The following is an 18,318-nucleotide window of genomic DNA, read 5'->3' on the forward strand; positions in this document are numbered from 1 at the left end:
GGTGCGGATCAGTGGTTTTCCGGCATTTTCGAGGAGTGGTGGCTGGTGATCAGCCACTGCTCGCCATCCCAGCGGTAACTGTAGCTGTAACGGCCGCTGACGCTGGCGCCGGTGCGGGCGAAGGTGAAGGTATAGAGACCGGCGTCGACGGCACTGTTGCAACCGGTCTCAATCCGGCGCAGATCGATCCGCCCCGAGGGCCGGTCCGCCAGGAAATGCTCGAAATAGTCCTGCCGCTCCGCCTGGGTCAGCCGCGGCTGGTTGGACACCGTGGGCAGCAGGATGGCGTCCTCGGCGTAATTGGCCACCACCAGCGCCGGATCACCGCTGAGCAGGGACTGGTTCCAGCGTTCGAACAGAGCGGCCACTTCCTGCTCGGTGGGAGAGTGACACACCGGCTCCTGCACCCGCTGCACCTGGCGCCCGTCCTCGGCGGCACAACCGGCCAGTACGGCGGACACGACAATAATACCCATCAACCTCATTGCAATACTCCTTATCAGAGAAAAACTCCATGGGGGCGGCGCCCCTTGCGTACGGGTCACACCCGCGGGGCCGAGGGTCGCATCAATAAGATTCGATTGATACCCTTTCCATCTCAAAAACAGGGGATTGACGCCCGGGGCGGACTGAGCGCGACAGTTTTTTGCACGCCGGGCGCCCGCTTGCCCCTAGCCGCGCAAGGCCGAGGGCGGCAGGCCCCGGCTCTGGCGGAAGCGGTGGGCCAGATGGCTGGCGGAGCCGAAGCCGCAGGCCAGGGCGACCTCGGTGAGCGGCAAGGCGCTGTGGCGCAACAACTGCTCGGCCCGCAGCAGGCGCCGGGCCAGCACGTACTGGTGCGGCGGCAAGCCCTCGGACTGTTTGAACATGCGGGCGAAATGGTACTCGCTGAGGCAGGCCTCCCCGGCCAGCGCCTTCAGCGGCAGGGGCTGATCCAGGTGGGCCTCGATATAGTCCTTTACCCGCCGCAGCTGGGCCGGCGCCAGACCTCCCCGGACCGCCGGCGCCTGCCAGCGATACTGGGTATAGCCCTTGAGCAACTGGGTGAGCAGCAGGGTGACGGCGCTGCTGAGCGCCAGGCGCTCGCTGTTGTCCCGCCAGTCGCAGGCCAGCAGGAACTGGCGGTAGAGCGCCTTGATGCGCTCGTCCTCGGCGAAGGTGCGTTCCTCCAGCAGCAGGCCGGCGGGGGACTTGTCCCACACCTGCTCGGCCAGGGTGCGCAGATGGGCATCGGTAAAGTAGAGGTGCACGAACTCCAGGGGCCCGCGGATGTCCCAGGTGGACTCGTGCTGGCCCGGCATCAGGCAGAAGCGATCCGGCGCCCCGCCGTTGTGCCAGCCGGCGCCGGTTTTGCGGTAGGACTGGTAGCCGTCGGCCACGTAGAGGCTGAGGGTATGGTGCTCGGCCCGCTCCAGCTCGATAAAGTCGTCGTCGTTGTACCAGTGCGCCAGGGCGATGCCGTCGTCGAGGTCGACGCTGTCCTTGAGCTGGGCCTGGTGCTGGCTCAGGCAGTGGTGAACATGGTAACGGGGCGACATGGGCTTCCTCTCGGGCAACAACCCTGATGGTATAGGGCCGGCGCGGCCGGGCCAAGCCGGCGGCGGACCTTGCCGGCAAAAAAGCGCAAGAATCTGCAAGTCGGCCGCAAGAAGCTGGGCGCCCGGACCGGCACCGGCGGGCATGATGGCGGCTTGTCCACGAGGAGTACCGCCATGAACCTGACGCTTTACCTGCTGACCGTGCTGATCTGGGGCACCACCTGGATGGCCATCACCTTCCAGTTGGGCGAGGTACCGGTGACCGTTTCTATATTCTACCGTTTCGCCCTGGCCGCCCTCACCCTGCTGCTGGTGCTGGCCCTCTGCCGCCGGCTGCACCGCCTGGCCTGGCGGGATCACCTGTTCTGCGCCCTGCAGGGATTGTGCGTGTTCTGCCTGAACTTCTACTGCTTCTACACCGCCACCGGCCATATCAGCAGCGGCCTGAACGCCGTGGTGTTTTCCATGGCGGTGCTGTTCAACGCCCTGAACGGGGTGGTCTTCTTCCGCCAGCCGATCACCCGCCGCCTGCTGGCCGCCGGTGCCCTGGGGCTGCTGGGCATGCTGTGCCTGTTCTGGCCCGACATCCACCGCGACGGCTTCAACCCCGGGGTGCTGCTCGGCCTGGGCCTGGCGCTGCTCGGCACCTACGGCTTCTCCCTCGGCAACATGCTGAGCCTGCGCCACCAGCGACGGGGGCTGGATCTGCTGTCCACCAACGCCTACGCCATGGGCTACGGCGCCCTGGCCATGCTGCTGATCGTGCTGGCGAGCGGCCAGCCCCTGGTGCTGGACAGCTCGCCCCGCTACCTGGGTGCCCTCTTCTACCTGGCCATCATCGGCTCGGTGGTGGGCTTTGGCGCCTACTTCGCCCTGGTGGGCCGCATCGGTCCCGGCCCCGCCGCCTACGCCACCCTGCTGTTTCCGCTGGTGGCCCTGGGGCTGTCCACCCTGTTCGAAGGCTACCGCTGGACGGCGCCGGCATTCGCCGGCCTGGGCCTGATCCTGGCCGGCAACCTGGTGATGTTCTGGCGGCCCCGGCGACGACTGGCGCCGCCTGAAGCGAAACGGAAGGAATGGGACAGGGCCGGCGCGGGCCGGCCCGGATGACGGGAGATTACTGGGCGGCGGTACCGACGATATCGGCCTTGGTGCTGCCCACTATGTCGAGCAGCTCCCGGGTTTCCTGCTCGGGTACCTGGTGCCTGGCCAGCACCTCCTGGAACAGCACCAGCATGCGCTGCCACTCCGCCTCGGTGATATTGAGGTGGGCATGGGATTCCTTCATGCCCCGGCCGTGATAGCTGCAGGGACCGCCGGTCACCTCGCACACCATGGCGGTGATATGGTACTTGAGGTAAGGCGCGGGCACCCGCTGGCGGGCGGCATCGAGGGCCGGATTGGCATTGAGCTGCTCGTCCGGCAGCAGCACCTCGATAAAGTCGCTCACCACCACCGAAATGGGTGCCAGGCCGCCCAGCCGTTGATAGAGCGAAGGCGGCGCCTCCTGGGCCGGCAGCGGCGGGCTGCCCAGCAGGGCCAACAGCAGCGCCGGCAGCAGCCAGCCCCGGGTAAACACGGATTTGTTCATCATCTCGTCCTCGGTGCGGGGCGGGCGCCACCGCCCTTTACCGCCACCAATCGCCCTGGCGCGGGTGGGACCGGACACCAACGCCGGCCCATGACAAACAAATAGTCCAGCCCCCGGCCGATGCAAGGCGCAACCGGCAATAAATCCGGCTTTTACCGCCGGGCCCCGCCCACCAGGGGATGTGGCCTCTCATTCCCTCTGCGCCGCAGCCCGGACGGCTTGCCTGCATGCCGGCGCCTCGGCCGCCCTGGCGGATGGTCACTTCTTGAACTTGTCGGCCGCGTCCTTGAAGGAGGCCTTGAGCGCCTCCCAGGCGGACTCGAAGCCGTGCTTGACCGAGTCCCAGGCTTCTTCGCTGGTGTTGGCCAGCTCCGCCAGCTTTTTCTCGCCTTCCTTGACCTTGGCCTCCAGCCGGTGGATCTGCTCGTTCAGCCCCAGCCTGGCATCGGCGCCGACGGCGGACGCCCGGGCCCTGAGTTTGTCCAGCTCCGCCTTCCATTCGTCCAGCTTGGCCTGCACCTTTTGCCGGTACAGCTCTTTTTCGTTCATGGGGTTCTCCTTTGCCTGTGGTTGAACTCAAGGCCGCCCAAGGGAGCCTTCGCCCGCTGCGGCGCCGGCTACTTGAGGTTATCGGCCCGAACGCCGACCTGCACGATGCGCGGCTTGTCGACACCCGCCACGGCCACGTACTTGAAGCTCTGGTTGTCGATCTCGCGCACCCGGGCCTCCTGGATGACGACGCTCTCCGTGCCCTCGAGCAGCGGCCAGAATACCGAGGCCTGCGGCTGCACCGCCGGATCCGGGCTGAAGGTAAAATCCACGCCCGTGTTGGTCAGATAGGCATGGCCCTGCGAGTCGGTGATCCAGAACTCATCGATACCGGACTGGGCGGCCACCTCCTGCAACACCGCGTTGATGGCCGTGGCCTCCATGCCCGCCTGCTCGGCGGCGGCCACGAAATGAGCGGCCAGCAGCGCCTCGCCCACCATATGGCTCGCCACCATGTCCTCGACGCCCCTATCCTCCGCCCCGCAACCGCCGAGCAGGATGCCCGCCGCCAGGACGGCAGGGCCCAATCGGATATTTTTCATGCGTGCTCCTCCCCTGAGAAATGCCCTGTACCGCCGGACGACTCCGCCCCGGCGACCGAAAATCAGCCCCTGCTGGACAACAGATGGCGCCGGATATGGCCGGGCCATGGTGACCACAACTTGATCCTAGAACAGGTCTGCCCGGTTGCCGAGGACGCCCATGCTCCGCCCCGGCGGATGCCCCTGGCCGGCCCGGGGAATGACCTGCATCAGGACGCCTTCAACAGCTGGGCCGACTCTTGCGCTGTGCCCAGGCGGGCCAGGGTTTGCGACAGGCTGTTGAGCAGCTGCTGGTTCTGGCTGACCACGGCATTGATTTCGCTGGCCGAGTCGCTGGCCCGGCCGGCCAGGGTGCGCACCTCGGTGGCCACCACCGAAAAGCCCCGCCCGGCATCCCCGGCACGGGCCGCCTCTATCGCGGCGTTGAGCGCCAGCAGGTTGGTCTGATCGGCAATGGCGTTGATGCTGGATACCATGGCGTTGATGCTCTGCCCCGAGCGCAGCAGCTGCTCCATCACCGACTGGCTCGACTGCACCACCGCCAGGTGCTCGGTAATGTCGGCACCGTAGAGGATGATCTTCTGCAGGGCCCCGTAGGGATCCTTGACCGCGCAGAAGGTGGCGTCTACGCCCAGCTCCCGCCCCGCGACCCGAACCTGCACTTCCTGGCGCACATTGTCGCCATCCAGCAGTTGGCGCTGCTGCGGCTGGCTCAGGTAGTGCTGCCAGGAGTGCATGGCCTCGGCGAAACGCCCGGGCGCAATGCCATACTGGCTGAGCGGATAATCATTGATGTCGGCCAGCCCGCCCTCGGGCAGCCATTCCACCAGCAGGTTGGACTGTCCGATGGCCCGGAAACGGGTTTCGAACTCCAGCGCGTTCGACTTGACCTGGGTGATATCGGCCACGATGGCGATAAAGCCCTGGTGCTGCTGCTGCTCGTACACCGGGTTGCTGGTGACCGACACCCACAGCGAGCTGCCGTTTTTGCGGTAGATTTCGATTTCGTCGTAGAAGGCATTGGGCGCATTCACCTCGGCACGGATGCGCTCGCGCGTGGCCGGATCCGTTCTGTCACCCACCAGAAACTCCTGGGGCGCATGGCCCAGCGCCTCGTCGGCGCTATAGCCGGTCATGCGCGCAAAACCCTGGTTAACGTAGAGAATGCGGTGCTCGCTATTGGTGATGACCACGGCGTTGTCGGTTTCGTTGGCCACCATGGACAGCAGCCGGAACTGGTTGCGCTGGCGCACCTCTTCGGTGATGTCGCTGGCAAACTTGACAATTTTCAGTATCTTGCCGTCGGGTGTGGTGATGGGGTTGTAGGTGGCGTGGATCCACACCGCCCGCCCGTCCCTGGCCAGGCGCCGGTATTCGGCGGTTTGATACTCGCCCCCGTTGAGCCGCTGCCAGAACCGGCGATAGTCCTCGCCCTGCGCTTCTTCCGGCGCCACAAACATACGATGATGGCGCCCCCGGATCTCCTCCAGGCTGTAGCCCATGAGCGCCAGAAAGTTCTGGTTGGCGGTGATGATGGTGCCGTCCAGCTCGAACTCGATCACCGCCTGCGCCCGGTGGATGGCCCTCAGCTGCGACTCCAGGTGGGCTTTTTGCAGCACCTGCTCGGTGACGTCGGTGGCGAACTTGATGATTTTGCTGACCTTGCCGCTGTGCATGATAGGGGTGTAGGACGCCTGGATCCAGATTTCCCGGCCCCCCTTGCCCAGCCGCTTGAACTCGGCGGTTTGCGCCCGCCCTTCCCGCAACTGTTGCCAAAACAGTTGATAGGCAGTGCCGGCAGCCTCTTCCGGCTCCACAAAAATACGGTGATGCTTGCCCACCACTTCCTCGGCCCGATAACCGGTCAGAGCCAGAAAATGATCGTTGGCACTTTGAATGGTGCCGTCCAGAGCGAACTGGATAACGGCCTGGCTGTGGTTGATGGCATCAATGATTTCATCGGCAGCGGATTTTCTGCTGAACATGAGCAAGCTCCTTATGCGGTAATCCCGGCTTTTTATTTGTTGGGCCCGATCAAGCTTAATCACAGGATCAAGAGAGCGACAAGTGAAACCGATAGCCAATCAGCTCCTTTTCCGGAAACAGAGCCGGAATCCCACCAGCGCCATGGCCAGCAGCAGCGCCAGGCCCGCCAACCCCAGCATCCGGTTGGCCCCCGCCGAGGGCAGCCATTGCAGGTAATGCACCCGGTACAGGCCGTTGATAAGCCGGGTATCCCACCCTTGCTGGCGCAGGGTTAGCGTGTTCCAGTCCAGGTGGAGGCTCACCCCGGTGCTGGTGCGGGCACGAGCGCCTTCAAGCGCTACGATGTCGCCGTAACGGGTCGGATTGACCGAGATGGCATCCTGCAGCAGCCGCCACAGCCCCGCCTCGTCCGGCAGCGGCAAGGGCTGCTGGCTGCCCGGCTGCAGATGCAGCGGTGGCCCTTCGGTGGTGACCAGCAGATGCGCGCCCAGCACTGTGCCCACCAGCCGCACCTGCCGCCAGTGGGGCTCGGGGCGGATCTCCATCCCGTCCGCCAGCGGCCGGGCCTTGACCGCCAACTGCTCATAGGCCCCCTGGTACCCCGGCTTGATAAAGAACACCGCGCCGGTCAGTGCCCAGCCGAACAGGGGCAGCAGCAGGAGCAGCCCCAGCAGGCGGTGGAGTTTTCTTGTATTGATGGACATAAAGGACTTGTTGCGCTTACAGACTTACCGTGGAAGCCGGCTCAGCCTGGATGGGATAAAAACGACCGGCCTGCGGCTCTTCGCCGAGGGTACAGAGCACCAATCCGGTGTTTGCGCCCCGGGCCGCAAACACCGGCCTGCCGGCACCATCCCAGAAACCGCTGTTGCCGCAGGCTACCCAGCCGCCGGTGGCCCCGACATGGTTGCACAACAGCACCGGCACCGCCAACCGGGCCGCAAGGGAGGAAAGCATCCGGCTGTCCGCCGCAAAACCCTGTTCCGAGATCAGGGCACTGGCCAGATAGAACCCGGCCCCGGCGGCCTTGGCATCCCGCCCATGCCGGGCCTCGCCAAAGTCGGCGCAAATGGCCAGGGCCACCCGGTGGCCCTTGACCGGAAACTGATAATTCCGATGACCGGGAGCACAATATTGCTCCTCCCCCGGATGCAGATACTGCTTGGCGTAATACTCCACCCGCCCATCGGAAAAACAGATCACCGCACCGATAAAGGGCTTGCCCGCTCCGTTTTTAAGCGGACAGCCGGCCACCACCACAATACGGTGCCGCACCGCCGCCCGGGACAGCTCGGTCAACACGGATGAGCCCGCCTCCAAAGCCAGTTCCGCCGCCAGCTCCAGCTCATAGCCGGTGAGGGAAAGCTCGGGAAACGCCACCAGATCCGCCCCCAGCCGGGCAGAGGCCGCAATAAACTCCAGGTGGGTCTTCAGGTTGTTGACGAGATCGCCTTTCTCGGCCTGGATCTGAGCCAGGCCGACAATGAGGGTGCTGTTGTTCACACAGACTCCGTTAATGGGGTATTGGTACATAACGATAAAAGTGCCGCTTAATGCCTCACCGGGCGTAGACGCGAATTTATTCGCGTGAATGGGGTATTGGTACATAACGATAAGCGCGCCGCTTAATGCCTCACCGGGCGTAGACGCGAATTTATTCGCATGAATAGGCGGCTCTAGTTCGGCTCCTGCAAGGATGGAGAGGAGACGGCTGGCTCTTCTTCATCTTCTTCATGCTCCAGAGCCACCGGATCACGCCGTTGCAGCTTGGGGGGTGGCGCAACCCAGGCGCGCAGCGTTTGCCCCACTTGCTGATAAAAGTGCGGTACGGCTTTTTCCAATTCCTCTATAAATACCTTGTTGCCGGAAAACCGCGCGCCCAGGTCTGCGATATAAAACACCTCAAACGCACTCGGCACCACAGAGCTGGATGCATTGTCGAGAGCATTGGCATCCTGTAGCACCTTGGCCAGCGGTTCCTGGGTCTCCTCGGCCCGACCGGGCCTGATGGCCTTCACGTACATATTGTCGGTCTCGGCCTTGGCCAATTGTTTGGCCAACCAGTTGACCCTGGCCGATGAGCGCTTCCTATCCTGAGGTGCTGCAAGCCGCATAGAGCAAACAACGGTGCGTTTGGTCAGATCGGCGGTTATATTCAGGTCGGCCGCGGCATCCGGGATTTCCAGAGAGCAAGTCAACTTCTTTTCCCTGGCAAGAATGTCACAGTCATCTTTCAGTCGCTGTACCGGATCGGTACGATGGGCCTTGGCAATCTTCAATTTGACCTGGCGACTCAGCTTTCGGCTCATGACCAGACAAAGATCACGCTGCTCCTGATGCCAGCTTGAGACCGTGTTTTCCACCTCTTCGGAACTTTTACCCAATACCGCACCGCTCTTCACCTTGGCGACCACATCTTTCCATTCTCGATTCATGCTATCGAACCGGGTGATTCCGCTGGAATCATGACTGAGGTAACGCAACACTTCCTCAAGAATGAACTTCTGGTCGGGAGAGGTGATTTCACCAGACTCCAGCAGCAGGGTGGCTTGCGTCACAGCATACATCCATGACCAATGATACAGCTCCACCCCCTTGAGCAGCGACTTGGGCACTTTGACCGGATGGTGAGACGGCATGGCCACGAACTGATTGGTGATCGTGATAACCGCATCAATCTTGTTCTTCTTGGCCTGTTGCAAGTAATGTTTTAGCTGTTCTTCACCGATTTCGGCTGAGCCAATCTTTGCTTCGATCAGGGCGCTCCAGTGCTTGCGACCGGTGCCAAGGACAATCAAACCATCGGGACGATCATTCTTGCTGGTAACATCGTCGTTTTCCAACACCACCTCGGTCCAGGCGTCCAGGCTGGCCCGGTTACCCACTCTTAACCCCAGTGACGCCAGCATCATTTGCCGGAATTCATAAACACCACGCAGGGCGGCCAGCAGGATTGAAGCGGCCCGTTGTTCTCGATTGGTATCGGCAACAACGGGGATCAGGCGTGCGACTTCGCCACGTTTGACATATTCGGGTAGCTCCATTTTATTGTCCTTCCTTGGCGTTTTTTTTCTGGAAAGCATTGCTGCAGGCGGCAGCCAGAATACCGGTGGGCATGGCGATAAGACCGATGCCGGCAATGGCCGTAACACCGGCAAACAGCTTCCCCCAGGCCGTGATAGGCGTAACATCACCATAGCCCACCGTAGTCAATGTGGCTATGCTCCACCACAAGGCCCGAGGCACGCTGCCAAAGGCCTCCGGTTGGTGTGCCGCTTCAACCGCATACAAACAGGCGGACGAAAACAACAGCAACAACCCCGCCAGCCCCAGGCTTAATAGCAGTTCGTACATACGAGCCTTTACCGCCTCCGCCAGTGCCGACCAGGCCTGGCTGAAACGCCCCAGACGGGAAAGGCGCAACAGGCGGACAATCCGCAATAGCCGTAATAAAAACGCATTGTTGATGGCAAGAAAGCCGAGGAAAAACGGGAGGATCGCCAGCAAGTCCACCAATGCCCACCAGCTCAGCATATAGCGTAGGCGCCCGGCTATTCCGCCGTACTTCGGATTCTCCCCCGCGGCATAAATGCGCGCCAGATACTCGATGGTGAAGATGATCGCAAAGCAGGCCTCCAACGTATTGAACAGAAAGGGGGCTGTATCCCGGACGCTGGCTTCGGTTTCGATGATCGCGGTAAGCGCCGCCAGCAGGATAAGCAGGCAGATCAATTTATTCGTTGGTGAAAGGCCAAATTTTACCCAGCCCTCCGGTGCCAGCTGGCCGTAGAGCCGTGCCCTTGTTTTTGTCATTGCAGCCATCCGTTGCGTTAATGCGGTCCCGAAAAATCAGTCCAAGTAAGCGCAGGAAAAGACGCTAGGGATTCCAGCTCAGCATGCCATCGCTGATGCTGCAGTCGGCGACTGCGTCGGCGGCATCCACTATGAAGATCTGCTGGGTTTCGGACACGGGATAGGTCAGGTATTCCGAGCACTTCGCGCTTTGCCCGGTGCCGACGACCACCCTGCTCCCGGCTTTGAGGGTACAGCTGGCCAGCTTATCCAGCGGAGACCATTGGTAGCAGATTTCGTAATCGGCCCGGTATTGCGCGACCGGGCCGCTGGGTTTATTGAAGGCCCACCATTGCCCGTATTGGCTGTTGGGGTTGGTGCTGTTCCAGGCCCGGAATATTTCCACTTGGGTGTCGGCCTTGCTCCGGTAAACCTGCCCCTGGCAGAGTTTTCCCTGCTCGGGCTCGCCCAATGCCTGCTGGAGCAGCACGGGATCCTCGATGGCGTCGAACTGGCCGGCAACCGCCGCCGGCAGCGCCGCGCTGCCCACGCAGGCGGCGGGGGTATAAGAAGCCGTTTCTTGCGGGGCATATTGGGCGCATCCTGCCAGCACCGCCAGTGTGAGGTATGATCCTATTCTTTTCATTTTTTATCCCTTTGTTTGTATCAGTTTGTTTATATCAGCCTTTGGCCGAAAACTGCTCGAACACCTGCTGCCCGGTCAACTTGCGGGTGTCATTTTTAAGTTCGTAATAGGGCGGTTTTTCGTCGATAAAGACTTCATTGGTCAGGCTGAAATCCTGCTCCTGAAACAGGCCGGCGGGCAGGATGTATTCATCGTTGGGCAGCAGATGGTAGAACAGGTGGGTGCCGCACTGGGGGCAGAAGCCGCGCTCGGCCCAGTCGGATGAGCGGTACCTGGCCGGTTGGCCGCCGCTGAACACCACATCAGTACCGCAATGAACGGCAAACATGGGGCCGCCCGACCAGCGCCGGCACAGGGAGCAGTGGCACAGGCCCACTTCGTTATGGTCAGTCGCCACCACCTCTATCGAGCCGCAAAGGCATTTTCCTTTCATCATTTCCTCCTGGCTTATATGAACAACCCCGCTATCCGGGGATAGCGGGGGGCAATGGTGACACCCATAGGATCCCGGTTGCCCGCCACTGCATCAGTAGTTGCTAAAATGTCTTACCAACCCATTCAGCTCTTGGCTCAGCCCCGCCAGCCGGCTGCTGGCAGAAGAAATCTCCGCACTCGCGGTGGCAGAGGCTTCGGCCGACTGCCGCACCGTCGATACCCGATCATTGCTCTCGGCGGTGACCGTGGCCTGCTCTTCGGTAGCAGTGGCAATCAGCTCGCTCATTTGCTGAATATCGGATACCTGCCGGGTGATCACGGCCAGGGCGGCTCCCGTGTCGCGGACGGCGGCGACGGAAGCCTGGGTATGTTTCACACTTTCCTGCATGGTGCGCGTGCTTTCGTCGGCAATGCCCTGGAGCTCCGAAACCAGCTTGCCGATTTCATTCGACGACACCTGGGTGCGTTGGGCCAGGTTTCGCACTTCATCCGCCACCACGGCAAAGCCCCGGCCGGCTTCGCCGGCACGAGCGGCCTCGATGGCCGCATTAAGCGCCAGCAGGTTGGTTTGATCCGCGACCTCCTTAATCACGTCGAGGATGCTGCCAATACGCCCGCACTCCTGCTGCAGCCGGTTCATGAAATCGGCCGAGCTCGTGATCTCCGAGGCAAGAGACTCTATCTGGGTAATGGCCCGCTGCGACAATAGCTGGGCGTTGACGACTTCCTCGGCCGCGCCCTTGGCGGCCGTAGCCGTATCCTCGGAGTTACGTGCCACCTCCTGTACCGTGGTGGCAATCTCGCTCATCGCCGTGGCGATAAAATAGGTTTCATTCTTCTGGTCGTTAATTCGCTCTTGGGTACGGTCGGTCACGGAAGTTAATTGAGAGGCCGAGGCCGTAAGCTCATAGGACGCCGAGCCAATCTGTGACACAACAGTGCGCAGGCTGCCGTTCATTACCGCCAGGGAAGCAAGCAGTGCGCCCAATTCATCCCTGCGGTTAGCATCCGGCTGCTCCAACACCAGATCCCCCTTGGCGATACGCTGGGAAATTTCAACGGCTTGCTTCAAGGGCAGCACAATCTGCCGGCTGATCACCAGGGTCACCACGCCGCCCATGGCCAAGGTTACCAGGGTGATACTAACGAGCAGGTAATAGACTTGCTCAGCCTGGGCGGCGGCACGCTCCTCCTCGGCGAAATACAGCTCGTTGGTGTTGTCCTGCAGATCGGACAGCAATCCGTTGGCGGCAAGCAGTGCGGACTGTGTGCGCGCGGCCTCTCTTTCTTTCAGGTAGCGCGCCAGATCCCTTTTCAGTTTTTCCACCGCCGCCATGTCCTCGGAAGGCCAGCGACCGGTTTGGGTGTCGGTGTGCAATTGGTTAATGGCATCCTGGAGGATTTGACGGCGCTGATTGTGCAGCTCTGTACTATGATAGTCACCATCCAATGCCTGCTGGTAATTGGCTTCACGGGTAAATACTATCTCGTCGAACAGGTTGCCTATCTGACTGATGCGCTTTAGCGTTGCATCATTATTACTCAACCCATAGAACCCAAACATAGACAATAAGAGCACAAAAAATAACAGCGACCCAAAGCCTATACAAAGCTTCAAGGTCACGCTCAGGTTTTTAATACTTAACATACATTCCCCATATTTATATCCATTAAATCTTAAACAATCATCCCTAATTCCAGATCACTCGAGACAGAGACAGGGTTGGCTAACTTACTGTTAGAAGTCTGATAACAAGCACTACCAACAGGAAAAATTAAAATAAATAAATGGATGGCATGAAACTCGTACTCGGACAGCCCCCTCGCCCATCATTCCATAGCTCGTTTAACAAAAGGTTATGGTTCCTGGTTTACTTCACGCTCACTTTATGGCCTCGTTCGTTATATGCCTTATGCTTCGGCAGGCTCATTGAAGAGAACTTCAAGCCCAGGGTCCATAGTTTGAATATCAGGCTGATACAGGTAACAGCTAATTCGTGCATAATTGTCAAGATCTGAGCCAACCATACATGTTTGCTCGTAACTTAGGCCGTCTTCAACAAACCTAATGCGCAACACTTTTGCATCCGTAGCTGATTCAATTGTTCCATTCCCGATAACCAGCTTATCCGCAACCATGCGTGTGACCTTGAATCCGTTCTCGTCATCTTCAATGATCACCTTGCCAACATAAGTAGTTTCTGAATCCAAAGCCTTTCCTACCAGGATGTATTTCCCTGGAATCATGAGCCGATATAAGTCATCACCTGCATGACAAGTCAATGCTGAGAAGATCAAGGTCAGTATAAAAAATATTCGCATATAAAACCTATAATGCCCTGGTCACAGGGCCAGGGTAGTGGAACTTAAAGTGAACCCCTTCCTCCGTTCTTGTTCACACCCGGCCGAGATCGGAGGATCTGGGCATAAGGCATGCTACCGCCCGGATCTTGCGGGCGACCTTGCCTCTCTCCTCCCCTGTAGTCATGGGGTATTTTGCCGCGCGCGGCATGGAATTCAAATGAAACTTTATCATGCCGGGCATTTTGGTTTGCGAAATGGGTGGGGGGCTGTTCTGGATGCCCGTTTTCGTGGGGATAGCGAGGCGGAGCCTTGGCAGGGCAGCCGCCCTGCCAAGGAACCCGGATCAGAAATTGATGCCCATGCCCAGCACATAGGCCCAGGCGCCGTTGTCGAAGTTGTCTCTGGCACTGTCGCCACTGTCGAACAGGAACTGGTATTCGGCCCTGGCCTGCACAAAGGTGGCAGGCAGTACATAGTACTTGAGGCCAACTTCCAGGCCGGCCGTGCCGGTATCCTTCACGCCGTCGCCGTAGATGGCGCCCAGGGTGGCGCCCACGAAGGGACGGGCCGCCCCCTGGCCGAAGTGGTAGTCGACAAAGCCGCGGGTACTGCCGTTCCAGAAATCACCCGACAGATCCTCGCCTTTAACGTCGGCGTAGCTGATGCTCTGGCGAATGCCCGCCACCATTCTGTCCGACAGGTACCAGCCGTAATCAGCCGATACGCCAAAGCTGCTGTTGTCGAAGTCCTTGTTGCTGGTGCCGGTTCCCGAAAGGGAAAATTCCCTGTCGCCCGCGCTGGGGCCCAGTGTGTTCTGTCCTCCCATATGCGACTGGGCCATGGAATAAGCGGGCAGCAGGGTTGCTCCTATGAGAATGGCTAGCGGAACTTTTTTGAAGATGTTCATGATAATTCCTCGGATTAATCATCAACTTCCGGTTAAGCACTTTCATGTTTCCGCATTCCCGCATGGTCAACTTCCTGTTCGACATGGGCAATATCGCCCAAAACGGCCACTGTTTGCCGTCACTCCTTGTTGTAGGCCGCGGTTAGCAGGGTTGTCAGCCACCGTTAAGTATATGAAGGGGAGAAAAGCTCATGAGCGGATCATGGCCCCCTTGTGACAGCTATTGTCCGGTAGTCTGCAAGGGCCCAGGCGGCAGCGGTGCCCGCCGTCCGGTTAGGAAAGGGACAAGCACGCCCGCGGGTGGTTAATTGGTCCACTGAAGTGGACCCTTACAATGATGGGGGATTAGTCCAGGGATGCTTCATCCTGGCACAGCAGGTGGATGATCTGGGCCGGGTTGGCTATCCAGAAGGCGGCAAAGCCTTCCGGCAGCGGTTCTATCTCGTCCCGGCGCACCACGCCGGCGGCCTGCAGGTGTGCGGCGGCGCCCTCGAGATCGTTGGTGACCACCTCGAGCCAGGTTTCGGCCTGGCTGAGCCCGGGCACCTGGTCTATCCACAGCCGGCAGGCGCCGAACTCGAAGGCCACCGACGGCGGCTGTTTGTCGACCTGGCGCAGCGCCAGCACGTCGCGGTAAAAGGCCACCGTGGCCTCGAACTGATGGGGCGGAACCTTGAGCGCGATATTGCGCCCGCCGCCGAAACGGAGTGACTGGGTCATGGGGCCTCCCGGGATCCGGTTGAAGGTACATCCCCTCAGTATAGGAGGCACCGGCGCCGGGGTTCGGTCGAATAAATTCGACCCTACGGGAACCACCGGCACGGGCCTGCCGTAGGGTCCATTTCAATGGACCATCCCGGCGCCGGGGTTCGGTCGAATAAATTCGACCCTACGAGGGATCGGTTTTGCGGCGGAATAAAACAACTACCGGGGCTCGCCGCCATGCGAGCGGGCCAGCAGCATATAGAGCGAGGGCACCACGAACAGGGTGAAGAGGGTGCCGATGGCCATGCCGCCCACCAGCACCAGGCCGATGGAGTTGCGCGCCGCCGCCCCGGGGCCGTCCACCAGGATCAGCGGAAAGTGCCCCGCCACCGTGGCCATGGAGGTCATCAGCACCGGCCGCAACCGGGTCATGGCCGCCTCCTCGATGGCCGCCCGCTTGGCCAGGCCCCGTTCCTGCAGCTTGTTGGCGAACTCCACGATCAGGATGCCGTTCTTGGCGATCAGTCCCACCAGGGTCACCAGCCCCACCTGGGCATAGATGTTCATGGTGGTGGTCCAGCCGTCGGTCCAGTAGGGCAGGTCCGGGTTGGGCATCTTCAGCAGGGTGAACACCAGGGCGCCGAACATGGCCAGGGGCACCGAGCCCAGCAGGATAACGAAGGGATCGCGGAAGGAATTGAACTGCACCGCCAGCACCAGGAAGATCATCAGCACCGCCAGCCCCAGGGCCGGCAGGAAGCGACCGCCCTCGGTGCGCAGCTGGCGCGACTCGCCGGTGTAGTTGACGCTGTAGTCCGCCGGCAGTATGTCCCGCGCCGCCTGCTCCAGCACCCCCAGGCCCTCGTCCAGCCGCGCGGTCATGCCCGACAGCTTGATGGCATTGAGCTGCTGGAAGCGGTTGAGGGAGCGCGGCACCGTGCTGTGGCGCAGGGTGGCGAAGGCGCTGAGCGGCACCAGGGCGCCGTCGGGGCCGGTGACGTGGATGTTCTTGAGCTGCTCCGGGTTGAGCCGCTCCACCCGCGCCAGCTGGGGGATCACCTTGTAGGCGCGGCCGCGCACGTTGAAACGGTTGACGTAGTTGCCCCCCAGGGCCGCCCCCAGATCGGCGCCCACCTGCTGCTGGGTCAGCCCCAGGGCCGCCACCTTCTGGTGATCGAGCACAATTTCGGTCTGCGGCTGGTCGACCTTGAGATCGATCTCGGGCGGAAAATAGAACAGGCCGCTTTCCATCGCCACCTGCTGCAGCCGCTCCGCATAGGCCAGCATCTGCTCCGGCTCGGCGGTGGCGGCGATGATGAATTCCACCGGGAAGTTGCTGCCCCCGGGCAGGGCCGGCGGCTGGCCGGCGAAGATCTGCAGGCCGGGAATGGCCGACAACCCCGCCTGTATCTCGGGCACTATGTCGGAAATGGTGCGCTCGCGCTCGCCCCAGGGGCTGACCACCATGCCGCTGAAGCCGCCCACCCCCATGGCCGCGGCGAAAGGGTCCGAGGGCGACAGCAGGATCTGAAAGGTCAGCTCCCGCTCGGGCGCCTCGAGGAACACCTGCTCCGCCGCCCGGCCGAAGTGGATCTTCTGATCCGCCGAGGCGTTGGCGGCGTTGTTGATGATGGCGAACATAAAGCCCTGATCCTCGAGCGGCGCCAGCTCCTTGGGCGAAAACAGGTACATGGGCACCACCGCCAGGCTGAGCGCCGCCCACAGGGCATAGACCGCCGGCCGGCCGTTCAGGCTGTGGGCCAGCATCCGGCCGTAGCGCGCGCGCAGCCAGTCGAAGCGGTGGTTGACCCAGCCGGTCAGGCCCCGCTCCTCCCGTTCGGCGCTGCGCAGCAGGCGGGCGCTCATCATCGGCGACAGGGTCAGCGCCACCAGGCCGGAGATGGTGACGGCCCCGGCCAGGGTGAGGGCGAATTCCCGGAACAGGGCGCCGGTAAGCCCGCCCTGCAGGCCGATGGGGATGTAAACCGCCGCCAGGGTGATGGTCATGGTGATAATGGGGCCAATCAGCTCCCTCGCCCCTACCAGGGCCGCCTCCTGCGGGGTGCGCCCCTCGCGCAGGTGGCGCTCGACGTTTTCCACCACCACTATGGCGTCGTCCACCACCAGGCCCACCGACAGCACTATGGCCAGCAGGGTAAGCAGGTTGAGGGTGAAGCCCAGGGTCTGCATCAGGAAAACGGCGCCGATCAGCGACACCGGTATCGCCACCACCGGCACCAGCACCGAACGCACCGAGCCCAGGAACAGGAAGATAACGATCACCACTATGCTCAGGGTGTCGATCAGGGTGCCCACCACCTCGCGGATGGCGTTGTCGATGTATTCGGAGGCGTCGTAGGCCAGGCGGGCCTCCAGCCCCGGCGGCAGCTCCGGCCCGAGCGCTTCCAGGTCGACCCGCACCCCCTGGATCACCTCTATGGTGTTGGTATTGGGCAGGGGGAAGATACCCATAAACACCGCCGTTTCGCCGTTGAAGCTGACCTCGGTGTCGTAGTCCTCGGCGCCCAGCTCCACCTCGGCCAGATCCTGCAGCCGCACTATGGTGTCGTTCTCCCGGCGGATCACCAGCTGGCGGAACTGCTCCACCGTATGCAAATCGGTGTTGGCGGTGAGGTACACCTGCACCAGGGCGCCCTTGGTGCTGCCCACCGCCGAGATAAAGTTGTTGGCCGCCAGGGCGGCGCGCACCTGGGCCGGGCTGACGTTGAGCGCCGCCATCCGCTCCGGCTGCAGCCAGACCCGCATGGCGAAGGTGCGCGCCCCGAAGATCTCGGCCCGCTGCACCCCGGCCAGGGCCGCCAGCCGGGGCTGCACCACCCGCACCAGGTAGTCGGTGATGTCGCTCTGGGACAGGCTGGACGAGGAAAAGCTCAGGTAGGCGGCGGCGAACTCGGAGTCCGCCGACTGCACGCTGATGGAAGGCAGCTCCGCCTCCGCCGGCAGTTCGTTGCGCACCTGGTTGACCTTGGCGGTAATGTCGGCCAGCGCCTTGGTCGGCTCATAGTTGAGCTTGAGCCGGGCGGTGACCAGCGACAGCCCGAGCAGGCTCTTCGACTCCACATAGTCGATGCCGTCGGCGGAGGCGATGGCGCCCTCGATGGCGGTGGTGACGAAACCGCGCACCACCTCGGCGCTGGCCCCCACATAGGGGGTGGCGACGATAACGGCGGCGTTCTCGCTCTGGGGATACTGGCGCACGCTGAGCGACCACCAGGCCTGCAGCCCGGCGATGATGATGACGATATTGACCACCAGCGCCAGCACCGGCCGGTGGATGAAGAGATCGGTAAAGGCCTTCATGG

Annotated in this window: 18 protein-coding genes; 1 reads left to right on the forward strand and 17 read right to left on the reverse strand. The window is 61.8% G+C overall.

All coding sequences use genetic code 11. The features are described from left to right. Nucleotides 1-8: 8 nt before the first annotated feature. Both JKV55_RS08560 and JKV55_RS08565 read right to left on the reverse strand, forming a co-directional pair. Nucleotides 9-485 carry an SgcJ/EcaC family oxidoreductase gene (locus JKV55_RS08560; RefSeq protein ID WP_202084172.1) on the reverse strand — a complete coding sequence of 159 codons (477 nt, stop codon included), beginning with the start codon at nucleotides 483-485 and terminating at the stop codon, nucleotides 9-11. Nucleotides 486-671: 186 nt separating this feature from the next. Continuing rightward, complete coding sequence (locus JKV55_RS08565) at nucleotides 672-1,538, reverse strand: helix-turn-helix domain-containing protein (protein WP_202084174.1); 867 nt, start codon at nucleotides 1,536-1,538, stop codon at nucleotides 672-674. A 174-nt stretch (nucleotides 1,539-1,712) separates the two neighbouring features. Between JKV55_RS08565 and JKV55_RS08570 the strand changes: the two genes are divergently transcribed. Continuing rightward, entirely contained in the window at nucleotides 1,713-2,648 is a 936-nt protein-coding gene (locus tag JKV55_RS08570; RefSeq protein WP_202084176.1) for a DMT family transporter, read from the forward strand. 7 nt (nucleotides 2,649-2,655) lie between these two features. On the opposite strand, the gene JKV55_RS08575 is transcribed toward JKV55_RS08570, so the two are convergent. The 15 genes from JKV55_RS08575 to JKV55_RS08645 form a co-directional block, all read right to left on the reverse strand. Then, the gene (locus JKV55_RS08575) at nucleotides 2,656-3,132 is read right to left on the reverse strand and encodes a group I truncated hemoglobin (protein ID WP_202084178.1); all 477 of its coding nucleotides are present in this window, start codon (nucleotides 3,130-3,132) and stop codon (nucleotides 2,656-2,658) included. A gap of 255 nt (nucleotides 3,133-3,387) precedes the next feature. Further along, entirely contained in the window at nucleotides 3,388-3,678 is a 291-nt protein-coding gene (locus JKV55_RS08580) for a sll1863 family stress response protein (protein WP_202084180.1), read from the reverse strand. Between the two features lie 68 nt (nucleotides 3,679-3,746). Continuing rightward, nucleotides 3,747-4,220 carry a hypothetical protein gene (locus JKV55_RS08585; RefSeq protein WP_202084182.1) on the reverse strand — a complete coding sequence of 158 codons (474 nt, stop codon included), beginning with the start codon at nucleotides 4,218-4,220 and terminating at the stop codon, nucleotides 3,747-3,749. 209 nt (nucleotides 4,221-4,429) lie between these two features. Continuing rightward, a complete protein-coding gene (locus JKV55_RS20090; RefSeq protein ID WP_202084184.1) occupies nucleotides 4,430-6,205 on the reverse strand; it encodes a methyl-accepting chemotaxis protein in 1,776 nt (591 codons plus the stop codon). 99 nt (nucleotides 6,206-6,304) lie between these two features. After that, on the reverse strand, nucleotides 6,305-6,910 hold the full coding sequence (locus JKV55_RS08595; RefSeq protein WP_202084186.1) for a PepSY domain-containing protein: 606 nt from the start codon (nucleotides 6,908-6,910) through the stop codon (nucleotides 6,305-6,307). A gap of 16 nt (nucleotides 6,911-6,926) precedes the next feature. Next, entirely contained in the window at nucleotides 6,927-7,709 is a 783-nt protein-coding gene (locus JKV55_RS08600) for a carbon-nitrogen hydrolase family protein (protein WP_202084188.1), read from the reverse strand. A gap of 173 nt (nucleotides 7,710-7,882) precedes the next feature. Beyond that, nucleotides 7,883-9,250, reverse strand: coding sequence for a hypothetical protein (locus JKV55_RS08605; protein ID WP_202084190.1), 1,368 nt, complete (start codon nucleotides 9,248-9,250; stop codon nucleotides 7,883-7,885). Nucleotide 9,251: 1 nt separating this feature from the next. Next, nucleotides 9,252-10,019 carry a potassium channel family protein gene (locus tag JKV55_RS08610; protein ID WP_202084192.1) on the reverse strand — a complete coding sequence of 256 codons (768 nt, stop codon included), beginning with the start codon at nucleotides 10,017-10,019 and terminating at the stop codon, nucleotides 9,252-9,254. Nucleotides 10,020-10,083: 64 nt separating this feature from the next. Then, complete coding sequence (locus JKV55_RS08615) at nucleotides 10,084-10,644, reverse strand: hypothetical protein (protein ID WP_202084194.1); 561 nt, start codon at nucleotides 10,642-10,644, stop codon at nucleotides 10,084-10,086. 34 nt (nucleotides 10,645-10,678) lie between these two features. After that, a complete protein-coding gene (locus JKV55_RS08620) occupies nucleotides 10,679-11,077 on the reverse strand; it encodes a GFA family protein (protein ID WP_202084196.1) in 399 nt (132 codons plus the stop codon). 93 nt (nucleotides 11,078-11,170) lie between these two features. After that, the gene (locus tag JKV55_RS08625; protein WP_202084198.1) at nucleotides 11,171-12,727 is read right to left on the reverse strand and encodes a methyl-accepting chemotaxis protein; all 1,557 of its coding nucleotides are present in this window, start codon (nucleotides 12,725-12,727) and stop codon (nucleotides 11,171-11,173) included. Nucleotides 12,728-12,990: 263 nt separating this feature from the next. Further along, the gene (locus JKV55_RS08630) at nucleotides 12,991-13,401 is read right to left on the reverse strand and encodes a hypothetical protein (protein WP_202084200.1); all 411 of its coding nucleotides are present in this window, start codon (nucleotides 13,399-13,401) and stop codon (nucleotides 12,991-12,993) included. Nucleotides 13,402-13,726: 325 nt separating this feature from the next. Continuing rightward, a complete protein-coding gene (locus JKV55_RS08635; protein WP_202084202.1) occupies nucleotides 13,727-14,290 on the reverse strand; it encodes a hypothetical protein in 564 nt (187 codons plus the stop codon). Nucleotides 14,291-14,635: 345 nt separating this feature from the next. Continuing rightward, nucleotides 14,636-15,010 carry a VOC family protein gene (locus JKV55_RS08640; protein ID WP_202084204.1) on the reverse strand — a complete coding sequence of 125 codons (375 nt, stop codon included), beginning with the start codon at nucleotides 15,008-15,010 and terminating at the stop codon, nucleotides 14,636-14,638. Nucleotides 15,011-15,214: 204 nt separating this feature from the next. Next, nucleotides 15,215-18,316, reverse strand: a complete 3,102-nt coding sequence (locus tag JKV55_RS08645) for an efflux RND transporter permease subunit (protein WP_202084206.1) — start codon at nucleotides 18,314-18,316, stop codon at nucleotides 15,215-15,217. Between the last annotated feature and the right edge of the window lie 2 nt (nucleotides 18,317-18,318).

It is taken from the genome of Zobellella iuensis, assembly GCF_016746085.1.
GTDB classification, from domain to species: Bacteria; Pseudomonadota; Gammaproteobacteria; order Enterobacterales; family Aeromonadaceae; genus Oceanimonas; species Oceanimonas iuensis.

Excerpts from the sequence above, each read along its gene's own strand:
- JKV55_RS08560 (WP_202084172.1), bottom strand. The coding sequence starts at position 485 with ATGAGGTTGATGGGTATTATTGTCGTGTCCGCCGTACTGGCCGGTTGT.
- JKV55_RS08615 (WP_202084194.1), bottom strand. The coding sequence starts at position 10,644 with ATGAAAAGAATAGGATCATACCTCACACTGGCGGTGCTGGCAGGATGC.
- JKV55_RS08640 (WP_202084204.1), bottom strand. The coding sequence starts at position 15,010 with ATGACCCAGTCACTCCGTTTCGGCGGCGGGCGCAATATCGCGCTCAAG.
- JKV55_RS08585 (WP_202084182.1), bottom strand. The coding sequence starts at position 4,220 with ATGAAAAATATCCGATTGGGCCCTGCCGTCCTGGCGGCGGGCATCCTG.
- JKV55_RS08605 (WP_202084190.1), bottom strand. The coding sequence starts at position 9,250 with ATGGAGCTACCCGAATATGTCAAACGTGGCGAAGTCGCACGCCTGATC.
- JKV55_RS08580 (WP_202084180.1), bottom strand. The coding sequence starts at position 3,678 with ATGAACGAAAAAGAGCTGTACCGGCAAAAGGTGCAGGCCAAGCTGGAC.
- JKV55_RS20090 (WP_202084184.1), bottom strand. The coding sequence starts at position 6,205 with ATGTTCAGCAGAAAATCCGCTGCCGATGAAATCATTGATGCCATCAAC.
- JKV55_RS08630 (WP_202084200.1), bottom strand. The coding sequence starts at position 13,401 with ATGCGAATATTTTTTATACTGACCTTGATCTTCTCAGCATTGACTTGT.
- JKV55_RS08635 (WP_202084202.1), bottom strand. The coding sequence starts at position 14,290 with ATGAACATCTTCAAAAAAGTTCCGCTAGCCATTCTCATAGGAGCAACC.
- JKV55_RS08575 (WP_202084178.1), bottom strand. The coding sequence starts at position 3,132 with ATGATGAACAAATCCGTGTTTACCCGGGGCTGGCTGCTGCCGGCGCTG.
- JKV55_RS08610 (WP_202084192.1), bottom strand. The coding sequence starts at position 10,019 with ATGACAAAAACAAGGGCACGGCTCTACGGCCAGCTGGCACCGGAGGGC.
- JKV55_RS08595 (WP_202084186.1), bottom strand. The coding sequence starts at position 6,910 with ATGTCCATCAATACAAGAAAACTCCACCGCCTGCTGGGGCTGCTCCTG.
- JKV55_RS08565 (WP_202084174.1), bottom strand. The coding sequence starts at position 1,538 with ATGTCGCCCCGTTACCATGTTCACCACTGCCTGAGCCAGCACCAGGCC.
- JKV55_RS08645 (WP_202084206.1), bottom strand. The coding sequence starts at position 18,316 with ATGAAGGCCTTTACCGATCTCTTCATCCACCGGCCGGTGCTGGCGCTG.
- JKV55_RS08620 (WP_202084196.1), bottom strand. The coding sequence starts at position 11,077 with ATGAAAGGAAAATGCCTTTGCGGCTCGATAGAGGTGGTGGCGACTGAC.
- JKV55_RS08625 (WP_202084198.1), bottom strand. The coding sequence starts at position 12,727 with ATGTTAAGTATTAAAAACCTGAGCGTGACCTTGAAGCTTTGTATAGGC.
- JKV55_RS08570 (WP_202084176.1), top strand. The coding sequence starts at position 1,713 with ATGAACCTGACGCTTTACCTGCTGACCGTGCTGATCTGGGGCACCACC.